We start from the raw sequence: 10,630 nt of genomic DNA on the forward strand, positions 1-10,630 counted from the left end.
GCGACCGCTACCGGGACGTGCTTTTCGCAATGACTGGCACTTGCGACATTTCGAGCGCGTTGACGCCTCGATGGCATGCCGATACGTGATTGGACCTGTCGATATCGAGGGGATTCCGCATGGTGCATTACGCTGAAGGACGGCCGATTGGCGATCTGACGCTGAGGACGCTGGCCATGCCTTCGGACGCCAATGCTGCCGGTGATATCTTCGGCGGCTGGGTGATGGCGCAGATGGACCTTGCCTGCGGCATCCGCGCCGCCGAGCGCGCCAAGGGGCGCGTGGTGACGGCGGCGGTGAAGGAGATGTCGTTCGCCAAGCCGATGAAGATCGGCGACACGCTGTGCATCTACACCCATGTCGAACGTGTCGGCCGCACTTCGATGACGCTCAAGGTCGAGGCCTGGGCGCAACGCTACCTTTCCGACCTGATGGAGAAGGTCACCCACGCCGATTTCGTCATGGTGGCGCTGGACGGCGAGGGCAAGCCGAAGGCGGTTCCTGCGGAAGGCTGACCGGCGCGATTTCGCAGATTCCCGACGATGGCAAGCTCCTGCCGGCCGTCGCCAATGGCGACCTCCGTGCGAGTCCTGGCGTGCTGCCTGCGAATGCGGCGACAGCAGGGCGGCGCGGCCGGAAGACAATGCGTCAACACATGCTGAACGGTGCTGTTGTGGGTGCGCTTTTGCGATCCCGGCCCGACGGCGTGGTGTGATCTCCGTAGGCGAGCCCACGGCGGCATTGCGGGCGCAAACTGGACATCGGAAAACCGCGCTACATTCGGTAGCCGGCCAAGAGCCGGACCTGCATTCGGAATGCCGTCTGACGCATCTGCGGACCCCCTATGCAGTCGCCCTGATCAGACAGCCATGCCTCTGCCGGTCCACGGAAATTGATCGGTCCGAAATCGATCCAGGAGCCGGCCGGTTCAAAAAAATTCCGCAGCGACAGACGCGACTGCAGCAGCAGGGTGCATCACTTGAATAGGGTGGAGAACGTCTTGCAATGCAAGGGTTTCAGGCGTGCATCCTGTCGAACTTTTCGCGTGCCGCCCTGACGCGATCGGTGTTCCTGCGTGCCCATTCGCCGAGCGCGCTGACTGGGACAAGCAGCTCGTGGCCAAGCTCGGTCAGCTCGTAGTCGACACGCGGCGGGATGGTCGGAAACACGGTGCGGGTGACGAAGCCGTCGCGCTCCAGCCCGCGCAAAGTGGTGGTCAGCATCTTCTGCGAAATGCCCCCCACGGCGCTGCGCAATTCGTTGAAGCGCAGCGGTCCGTCGCCGAGCTTGCCGACGACGAGCACGGTCCATTTGTCGCCGACACGCTGCAGGAGTTCCGAGATGGCGCGGCAATCCTCGGAGCGGTGTGGGTGCCTTGGTAACAAAAAAGTGCCTCCTTGCGCTTGGCGTGGACAGTCACTCATATATCGCAGGTATCCAAACGATACCACTATTTCCTGCATGGAGAGCCTCCCAATATGTCCAAGCCCAAAATCGCTATCGTCGTCGGTTCGACCCGCGCCGCGCGTTTCGCCGACGTGCCCACCCAGTGGATCGCCAAGATCGCCAAGTCGCATGCCGACATCGACGTCGAAGTCGTCGATCTGCGCGATTTCCCGCTGCCGTTCTTCGACGAGGTCGCGTCCTCCGCCTGGGCGCCGTCGCAGAACGAAGTTGCGCAGCGCTGGCAGAAGAAGGTCGCCGGGTTCGACGGCTTCATCTTCACCGCCGCCGAATACAATCACGGCCCAACGGCCGTGCTGAAGAACGCCATCGATTACGCCGCCAATGAGTGGAACAAGAAGCCCGCCGGCTTCGTCGGCTATGGCAGCGTCGGCGGCGCGCGCGCCGTCGAGCAGCTGCGCCTGCATGCGGTCGAACTGCAGATGGCGCCGGTCAAGTCGGCGGTTCACATCGCCTGGGGCGATTTCCTCGCCGTCCGTCAAGGTGAGAAGAAGCTCGAGGAGCTGGAACACCTGAACCAGGCCGCCACCGCGCTCGTCAACGACGTCGCCTGGTGGGCCAAGGTCCTGAAGGCAGCGCGCAACGCCGATGCGATCGACCAGGAAGCCAAGGCGGCCTGATCGCCTTTCGAACTATCCTCCCAAGGATATGGGGCGGCGCTTGCGCCGCCCTTTTCAATTTCTGGAAGCTGCTGGTGCGTGCTGCGCCTGCCTTGGCCTGATGATGCAGTCGGCCAGGCGATCCTGTTCGTCCAGCTCGTCGGCATGGTGCTGTCCCCATTCGCAGAGCGCCAGCAGGATGGGCTCGAGGCTGAGGCCAAGCGGCGTCGCGGAATATTCGACGCGCGAGGGGATTTCGGCGAAGATTTCACGGCTGACGAGGCCGTGCTCTTCCATTTCGCGCAACTGCTGGATCAGCACCTTCTGGGTGATAGTGGGCACTTGCGATTTCAGCGCCGACAGCCGCCTAGGTCCATCGAAGAGGTGATAGAGGATCACAGCTTTCCAGCGGCCCGAGATCACTTTCAGGGCGCGTTCCGCCGGCAGCATCGGCAGTCTCTTGATCGGTCCGGTCATGGTCACCTTCCGGTCAGCAGGGGAGAAATGAGTGTGTAGTCCGAGCCTCGCAGATAGTGGCAATCAGCAGCCGTTGCCATAGCGAGGTTGCCATGAGAGCCATTCAACTCACCCGTTTCGGCGGTCCCGACGTTCTTGATGTCGTCGGCATGCCGAAGCCCGAGCCGCAAGGCGGCGAGGTGCTGGTCCGCGTCCATGCGGCTGGCGTGAATTTCTTCGAGGCGCTGATGCGCGCCGATCGCTACGCGGTCACGCCGCAGTTGCCCATGATCCTCGGGGTGGAGGCTGCCGGGGTTGTAGAGACCATTGGGCAAGGGGTCGATGCAACGCTGCTTGGCGCACGCGTCGCGGCACCGCTCTTTGCGTCAAGCCACCCCTTCGGCGGCTATGCCGAGTATTTGACGATCGATGCGGGCCTGGCGGTGCCTTTGCCTGAAACGCTCTCCTTTGAGGATGCGACGGCGTTGATGGTGCAGGGGCTGACAGCCCTGCATCTGTTGCGCCAAAGCCCGCCAGCCGGCAAATCAGTACTGATCGGGGCCGCTGCCGGTGGCGTTGGTTCTCTGCTTGTCCAGCTTGCCAAACGAGGCGGCGCAAGCCGCATCGTCGCGGCTGCTGGTAGCAAGTCCAAGCTTGATCTTGCCGTGTCGCTCGGGGCCGATGGCGCGGTCGACTACAGCCAGGCCGATTGGGTCGCCGCAGTCCGGGAAGCAACGGGCGGCGCCGGCGTCGACATCGTCTACGATACCGTCGGCGGCTCGCTAACGGCGGCAGCGCTCGCCGCACTCGCGCCTTGCGGCGAGTTGGTGTTTGCCGCGCTCGGCAGATACGCGCTGAGCACAGCTGACCTGGAAGCGATGATCGGCCGCAACCAGTCGCTCAGGAGGTTCGCGTTGCTGCCGCTGCTTTCGCCCGCGGGGCTGCGAGAGAACCTGTCGGAACTTTTCCAGCTTGCCGCCGGCGGCGCGCTTCTCGTGACGACAGGCGCACGCTTTCCGCTCGGCCAGGCCAGCGAAGCGCATCGTCTGCTGGACGATCGCCGCTCGACCGGCAAGGTCGTGCTGGCGCCTTGAGTATCGCGGTTGCTCAAATCGTCCAGAGTCCGGTCGCGGACCCTGTCCACACCGCCGGGAGCGGACTTGCTATAGCCAACCGCCCGAAAAGCCGGCACGGCGCAGTCCCGCGGCGATGGCCGGCACGCGGCGCATCAGTCGCCACAGGAAGTCCGATCGGTAGTTCTCGATCATCAGAGCGATCGGTCCCTGATTGATGCCGACATGGTCCGGCGATACCCAGCCGCAGGGCCGCCCGTCGGCGGCCGCGATTGTCGGATTGAAGCTTGCTGTGAAGCCGTAAGGGTTGCCCTGGTGCAGGTCGATCTCGTGGAAATGGCGCAGTGCCGGCAGGACGATCTCCGGCGCAAAGGGCAGTGAAGTAATCGCCGCCCATGGCGACAGCGTGCCGTCATCGGGACCGAAAGGCGCGCCGCGCGCCAGGTAGCCGAAGAAGCGGCGGCCGCCGAGCGTCATATGACGTTTCGTCGGGCCTGGGCCGTCGCTGGCGGTGATGCCCCAGCAATTCTCGCCATAACCGCTAAAACCCTTCGGATTGCGGACGGCATAGTCGCGCTGCAGATAGGCCGCCTGGCGGCTGTTCTCGAAATAGTCGCTGCCGTGATTGCGCATGAAAGCATCACGGATGCCGCGAAAATCGATCCAGATATGCGAGAACTGGTGGACGAACAGAGGACCGGCATAAACCAGCTCCCGGCCATAGATCTTTTTCCACTTGTAGGTGGACAGCCAGGCCGCATAGCTCTCGGGCGGCAGCGGATGGGTCGGCGAGCCGAGGCCTAGCACATAAAGGATCACCGCCTCGTCGTAGCCTTGCCAGCGGTAGCGCAGGAAGCCTTTTTCGGGCCGCCAGCCATGGGTGACGGTGGAGCCGCCGTTCTGCGCCCAGCGCCAGTCGGCGCGGCGGTAGAGCGCATCGGCGAGCCGACGGATTTCCAGCTCGGATTCGTCCTCCGCATCAAAATAGGCGCCGGCCGCCAGCATGCCGGCGAGCAGGAGCGCCGTGTCGACCGTGGACAGCTCACACTTCCAGACGCGGCGGCCGGTCTTCATGTCGAGGAAATGATAGTAGAAGCCGTTGTAGCCGGTGGCGTCAGGCTCCGGCCCGTGCGGCGCATTCCAGAAGAAGCGAAGTGTGGCGAGCGTGCGTGCAGCGGCGGCGGCGCGAGTCATGAAACCGCGCTCGACACCGACGGGATAGGCCGACAAAGCGAGCCCGACGGCGGCTATGCTGGCGGGCGATCCTGGCGTGTTGCGGTCGGCGACCAGGCCATTGGCCGGGTTGGCCTCGTTGAGGAAATAGTCGAAGGACAGGCGCTGGGTGTTCGAGAGAAGCGCGGCGTTCAGCTGGTGTTCGCTCGATGCATCCATGGCTGCCGATATAGAGGCTTTCGCTGTGCTTCGCACTTTTTAGGCTGGTCAATCATTGGTGAGGAAGGTGAAGGCGGATAGCGACAGGGGTTAACGGCGCCAAAATTCACACTGAGACACTCCTCCTTCTGCAGCAAAGCATGCCGAGCCAATCATCACTGCTGAGCACTTGGCGACGTGCGTCAGTGGCGCGAGCACGCCGCGGTCCGAAAGTCAGACAAGCACCAGAAGCAGCTGTTCTGAACGCGATCCTTGAGTGACCGTAGTGGGCCGGAAGCGGAATGGCAGCTTCGGGCCATGGATATTCAATAGCGGACCTTCGCGCCCGGTGCGAGCGTAGTCTTTTAGCTGACCCTCTGCTGCCGTTCACCCTAAGTCTCGGAACGTCCCAATTGGGGCGAAACGCGACCCTCGGATAGGCGTTCACGAATTCAGCAAAGGCTGGGTTTGACCGCCATAAACTGACATTCGCTCTAGGGTCGGAATGGTTGACGCCGACCATCGCATCGCGACGTTACCCGCGGAGCGCTTTGGAGCGATATCAGCTCGGACAGTTCCGGCCGTCGCCTTTTTCAGGAAGGAAGAAACGTCGCCGCTCGCAAGCGGTCAGTTCGCGTGGAACAGTGTGCTTGGCGTAGTCGATGAGGTCTTGGGGGGTGTGGAAGACGCGGATAATTCGGACGCTTTCTTCACCGGACACGATTGCGATCCTCATTCCATCAGGATTGAAGGCCGCGCGCACCAGCGCCGGTCGGTTGGCTTTGTCCTCCCGGCTGGCAAGCACTGCAATCTCGCGCCCCGACTGCGCCGCCCAGAGCCTGACCGTGCGATCCTGAGACGACGCCGTCACGATATACAAACCGTTAGGACTGAATTGCGCGCTGTCCACTGCGCCGCTGTGTCCCCTGAGAGCGACCCTTTCTGTTCCTGCCGGAACGCTCCAGATTCGACCGGTTCCATCGCGTGAGGCAGTCAGCAGAGACTGACCGTCCTGGCTGAACGTTACTGCTGTCAGCTCGTCGCTGTGGCCCTTCAACGTCGCGACACTGTTTCCGTCCTTGATCGACCAGATCCGCACCGTTTGGTCGAGCGAACCCGTGGCAACCAGTTGGCCGTCCGGACTGAAAGCCGCCGCGGCGATTGGACTATGATGGCCCACGAGAATTTTGAATTCTGAGCCGTCCCTTCTCAAAAGGTGCGCCGCGTTGTCGCTCCTCGCGGCGAGGACGAGATTCCCGTCCGGGCTGAAGACAACGTTCGGTAACGCTCCACTTGTCTTGATGGCGGCAACTTCGACGCCGGTCGCCGTGTCCCACAACTGTGCGGCACCGCGAATCGAACTCGAGCCCAACAGGTCTCCCCGCGGACTGAACTGAACTTGAAGTAGCCCGTCACGCGCGTTGAACTGAGCGATCGCTCGTCTGCTCGCAACGTCCCAAACAAGAACTCGGCCCGGAAGAGATGCGGTTGCAACGCGACTGCCATCAGGGCTGAACGTCGCGCTATGGACAATTTCTTTTGTGTCAAGCTGGGCTATCTCACGTCCGCTTACAACATCCCACAGGTGCGCTGCGCTATCCCCACCTCCAGTCAAAAGGTGCACCTTATCGGGACTGAAGACCGCAAAGGTCGGCGGATATTCGTGGTGGAGCGCAGTCGTCAGAACCCCGTCGATATCCCAGAGCCGAGCGGTGCCATCGTGCGATGCAGTGAGAAGAACGCTGTTGTCAATTGGGTTGAATTCCACGTGCTCGACCAAGGCATCGTGGCCGATGATGGTGGTGAGCAGCGACGCGCGCTCGACGTCCCAGATACGAATCGTGTTATCGATAGAAGCGGTAGCCAAGAAGCGATCGTCCGGGCTGAAGACGCTGTTCATCTCCTGATCGTGTTCATCCGGACCGATGTCAAATAGTTTGAGCCCCGGGGACTCCCGGCCGAGCACATCACGCGATCTTCCCGAGACTCCGTCCCAGAGTCGTGCGGTACCATCGAGTGATACTGTCGCAATCACCCGTCCGTCGTGACTGAACGTCACGCCTTGCAATTGTGTGTCACTCTTGTGGCCGGCCAACGTTGCTATTTGAACTTCGTTCGACACGTCCCAAAGAATATCCTTTCTGGTTGGTTGCCACGTGCTTATGAGCATCCGGCTTCCGTCCGGGCTGAATGCGACGCTGTCTGCCCAAGTGTGGATCTGCAGTGCGCGGGTCAGCCTGCCATCTTCTACATTCCAGATAGAAACGATGCGTTGACTGCCTCTTGCCGTTGCGAAGCGGCGGCCATCCGGAACGAAGTCGGCCCAAGAATCTCCATTGCTCTTTACAGTCAGGACTTTCGTTCCGGTCTGGGCGTCCCAGAGTGACGGATCAATCCCTTCCCCCGCCGTCAGCACCCGGCTGCCGTCTGGGCTGAAAGTCGCGATAGGAAAATTGCCCAGCGGCTGAAGTACAAAAAGCTGCTCCCCTGAGGTGGTGTTCCAGATGCGCGCAGTGCCGTCTCTAGCAACTGTAATGACGCGGCTTCCGTCCGGGCTGAACTCGGCTCTCTCCACGGCGCCTTGGTGACCCCTCAAAACTGCCGTCTCGGTACCGTTCCGGACGTCCCAAATGCGTGCCGTCTTGTCGTAGGATGAGGTGACAATGCGGTCGCCGGTCCGATTGAAAGCTGCATGTGTCACACCGGCACCCTGGCGGAAGATCCGCGTTTGATGGTGTGCCAACAAAGACTTATAAAGCGCGGCCTCCGCTTCAAAGAGATACGGCCGTCCGAACGCAGATCCGCTCGTCGGCAGAGCTTCGAGCGCCAACAAGATCGCGGCCTCAGTGTTACCGCTCGCTGCGGTTTGTTGCGAAAGAAACGCAAGTGAAAGAGACTGGTTGCGGAGCGCCTGGTCGCGCGCTTCGAGAGCCTCGCTCTCGGCCGACCTGGCCTTGTCCGCACTCATTTGCGCCTGCACCGCCTGCCGCATTGCTTCCTGTTGTCCTCTGAACCCAACGAATGCGCCTGCTCCAGCCAAGAGAGCCAACACTGTCGCGACAATGGCCGCATAGCGCGTACGTCGTGCCAGCTGGATCGCAGCAGTTGCCGCAAGATCCCGACGCTCAGCCTCTCCCGCGAGCCGGTCGGCCTCGCGCTCCAAGCGTTCGCGTTTTGCTGCTTCAGCAGCCTCGATCAGTGCCCGCTCTGCTTGCCGGTCCTTCTCCTCTCTCTCCTTCTGGGCACGCGACGACGCCTCGATGTATTCAACGACTTGATCGTCGACTTCCTCGCGTCTCGACAGCAGCAATTCCTCACCCTCGGCGAGACGCTTGCCGGACGGCAACAGAAGCTCGCGGTTCTCGTTGTCCGAGTGCCATCGGTGGGCGTCAGCCTTAAGCCGAGCCCGCGTCTCAAGGAAGCTCCTATTCGCGTTGACAATGTCGCTGGCGCGCGGCCAACGGCTGAGCAGCGCTTCATGTGCCACGCGGACGAAGACATGGCCCGCAGCATCCTCATCACTGACCAGGAGCCGGGTGGCGATCAGCGCGTCGACGAGAGTCAATCGTGCCGGCGTCCCCGCGACTTTGCTGAGCAGGACTGGACTTGCCGTAACCGTTTCATCACCCGGACGCACCGTGGTGAGAGCGCGTAGCACCGCGGGCAATGCCTCCTGGATGTCGGGCGGGAGCGCGTCGACGACTTCATCGGCGCGGCGCGCGATCGCCCCTTCGAGGCCGCCAAGCGCACGATATGCAGCAAAGGTGAGGATCCGGCGCTCCCGGCCCACCTCGTACAGCGCATCGAGAACGAATTCGAGAAGCGGCAACGATCCGGGATCGGCGGCTGCCGCGTCCTGCAGCACGTCATCGAGCCGCCCGAGATCGGCGCGCTCCTCGAAGCGGAGCCCGGCAGCACGAGCTGGCTCGCGAATGATCTGGGCGATCTCAGGGCCCGTCGGCGGCAAGAGCTCATAGCTGCCAAGGCCATCCTTCAGCGCCGAGAAGCCTCGGACTTCGCCGCAGCGGTGAAAGAAATCCGACCGGATCGTCGCAATCACCCAGACCAGTCCGCTGCCGGCGAACGCCGCCAAGAGCCGCAAAAGCGCTTCGCGCGACGCCGGTTCCTTCTCCGTCGTGAACAGCTCCTCTGTCTGATCAATGGCGATCAGTAATCGTATTTGTGAGAGGGACGAGCCAGCCGCGGTGGCTGCTTTGCCGAGTGCATGGCGGATCAGAGTCAGCGCGCGATCGGGAGAACTTCGACAGAGTTGAGTGAGTTCAGCCGCCGTCAGTTCGAGAGCCAACTCGGGCAAAGCACCTTCGCAAAGCAGTCCCGCGGTCAACGAGGCGACAGCATCAGGCCCTTCGGACGGGCGGATCAGGCAACGGCGCCACAAACTGATGCCGACCACTGCGCCGGATCGGGTGATTGAAGGCATCAGCCCGGCGCGCAGAAGTGAAGACTTGCCGGAGCCGCTCATCCCGTAGATGAGCAAAAATGCTTTGCCGTTGGCTGCCAGCTGCTCCAGCCTTTCGGTGCAAGCGGCAATCGCCCGCGCTCTGCCGAAGAAGAGGTGGGCGTTTTCAAATTCGAAGACGTCGAGACCGCGAAAGGGCGACCTGACCTCTTCCTCCGAAGCGAGGGGTACGCGATAGACGTGCACAGGTCGAGCGATATTCTTCACTTTGTGATCGCCAAGATCGATGAAATCGAGCGCCAGCCGATCGCGAGCCTGTGTATAGATCGCTTCGGATACACATATCCCGCCCGGGTGAGATAACGCTTCCAGACGCGCGGCGACATTCACGCCCTCGCCCATGAGGTTGTTACCCTCTACAACGACATCGCCAAGGTTGATCCCAATGCGAAATCGCAGGCGGCCTGGCTCGGGGAAGCCGACGTTCTGTCTATCGATCTCCAACTGGATTTCGGTGGCACACCGCAGCGCCTCGACAGGGCTTGCGAACTCAGCGATGACACTGTCTCCGGCGCTGCCGAACACCCGTCCCTCATGGTGCACAATCAGCCGGTCAATGATCTGTCGATAGGCCCTCAGGGCCGCAAGAGTACCTTCCTCATCCCTGCCTATCAGGCGGCTGTAGCCGACCACATCAGCTGCAAGGATGGCAGCCATTCTCCGCTGAACGCGATCCACGGTCATAGCCAGCTCCCGCGATACCGGAGCATCCTAGAGGAAATAGCGGCTGATGAGGAGAGAGGCCACTTGACTGTTTCAAGTGACGGTGTCGGCTTGTTTTGACATCGTCGCACAGCCTGCGGATCATTGCTGACGGAACTCGGCCCGCTTGCAAGCAGAGAGATCGGACTTGGTCGACCCTGCCATTCCGCCTCTCATCGCTGCCCTCAAGAGCTCAAAATGCCGCCTCCGATGCGCTCCGCCCTTTGTAGGTGCATTGTCGCTGGGAATGACCGCTTCGTGTGGGGCCGCGACATTGTTGCGATTGTGGCGAACGTCCACACATGGCGCGCCGGCGACTTCCAACGTAGTCACCGGCGATGTCTTCTGTGGATGGCTCCCGTATTGCAAGAGGTAATTCGTTGTTCTGGCGCATTGGTCGGGTGCAGTCTTCTGTCCGGCCTGTTCATGCAGCCGTTCGAAGCTGCTGGCCCTGATGGGGTCGGCGAACAAGGTCCCAATCTGCT

General features: G+C 61.9%; 8 protein-coding genes. 3 read left to right on the forward strand and 5 right to left on the reverse strand.

Annotated elements, in window-relative coordinates; translation table 11 throughout:
- Positions 1 to 119: 119 nt before the first annotated feature.
- The gene (locus tag AC04SI_RS14950) at positions 120 to 515 is read left to right on the forward strand and encodes an acyl-CoA thioesterase (RefSeq protein WP_404280287.1); all 396 of its coding nucleotides are present in this window, start codon (positions 120 to 122) and stop codon (positions 513 to 515) included.
- Positions 516 to 1,016: 501 nt separating this feature from the next.
- Here the strand turns inward: AC04SI_RS14950 and AC04SI_RS14955 are convergent.
- Positions 1,017 to 1,385 (reverse strand): winged helix-turn-helix transcriptional regulator, encoded by a 369-nt coding sequence (locus AC04SI_RS14955; protein WP_404280285.1) that lies wholly within the window; start codon positions 1,383 to 1,385, stop codon positions 1,017 to 1,019.
- 93 nt (positions 1,386 to 1,478) lie between these two features.
- On the opposite strand from AC04SI_RS14955, the gene AC04SI_RS14960 reads away from it, so the two are divergent.
- On the forward strand, positions 1,479 to 2,084 hold the full coding sequence (locus AC04SI_RS14960; RefSeq protein ID WP_404280282.1) for an NADPH-dependent FMN reductase: 606 nt from the start codon (positions 1,479 to 1,481) through the stop codon (positions 2,082 to 2,084).
- Positions 2,085 to 2,138: 54 nt separating this feature from the next.
- Here AC04SI_RS14960 and AC04SI_RS14965 read toward each other — a convergent pair whose 3' ends face one another.
- Positions 2,139 to 2,540 (reverse strand): winged helix-turn-helix transcriptional regulator, encoded by a 402-nt coding sequence (locus AC04SI_RS14965; RefSeq protein WP_404280279.1) that lies wholly within the window; start codon positions 2,538 to 2,540, stop codon positions 2,139 to 2,141.
- A gap of 92 nt (positions 2,541 to 2,632) precedes the next feature.
- Between AC04SI_RS14965 and AC04SI_RS14970 the strand changes: the two genes are divergently transcribed.
- Entirely contained in the window at positions 2,633 to 3,613 is a 981-nt protein-coding gene (locus tag AC04SI_RS14970) for a quinone oxidoreductase family protein (protein WP_488474399.1), read from the forward strand.
- Positions 3,614 to 3,682: 69 nt separating this feature from the next.
- On the opposite strand, the gene AC04SI_RS14975 is transcribed toward AC04SI_RS14970, so the two are convergent.
- The 3 genes from AC04SI_RS14975 to AC04SI_RS14985 form a co-directional block, all read right to left on the reverse strand.
- A complete protein-coding gene (locus tag AC04SI_RS14975) occupies positions 3,683 to 4,984 on the reverse strand; it encodes a glucoamylase family protein (RefSeq protein ID WP_404280275.1) in 1,302 nt (433 codons plus the stop codon).
- Positions 4,985 to 5,525: 541 nt separating this feature from the next.
- Positions 5,526 to 10,127: an nSTAND1 domain-containing NTPase gene (locus AC04SI_RS14980; RefSeq protein ID WP_488474400.1), complete on the reverse strand. Its 4,602-nt coding sequence runs from the start codon at positions 10,125 to 10,127 to the stop codon at positions 5,526 to 5,528.
- 120 nt (positions 10,128 to 10,247) lie between these two features.
- Positions 10,248 to 10,630, reverse strand: a 383-nt coding sequence (locus AC04SI_RS14985; RefSeq protein WP_488474401.1) for a hypothetical protein, incomplete at its 5' end; no start/stop codon positions are given.

The sequence above is a fragment of the Mesorhizobium sp. CNPSo 4689 genome, assembly GCF_057784325.1.

Excerpts from the sequence above, each read along its gene's own strand:
- AC04SI_RS14950 (WP_404280287.1), top strand. The coding sequence starts at position 120 with ATGGTGCATTACGCTGAAGGACGGCCGATTGGCGATCTGACGCTGAGG.
- AC04SI_RS14960 (WP_404280282.1), top strand. The coding sequence starts at position 1,479 with ATGTCCAAGCCCAAAATCGCTATCGTCGTCGGTTCGACCCGCGCCGCG.
- AC04SI_RS14965 (WP_404280279.1), bottom strand. The coding sequence starts at position 2,540 with ATGACCGGACCGATCAAGAGACTGCCGATGCTGCCGGCGGAACGCGCC.
- AC04SI_RS14970 (WP_488474399.1), top strand. The coding sequence starts at position 2,633 with ATGAGAGCCATTCAACTCACCCGTTTCGGCGGTCCCGACGTTCTTGAT.
- AC04SI_RS14975 (WP_404280275.1), bottom strand. The coding sequence starts at position 4,984 with ATGGATGCATCGAGCGAACACCAGCTGAACGCCGCGCTTCTCTCGAAC.
- AC04SI_RS14980 (WP_488474400.1), bottom strand. The coding sequence starts at position 10,127 with ATGACCGTGGATCGCGTTCAGCGGAGAATGGCTGCCATCCTTGCAGCT.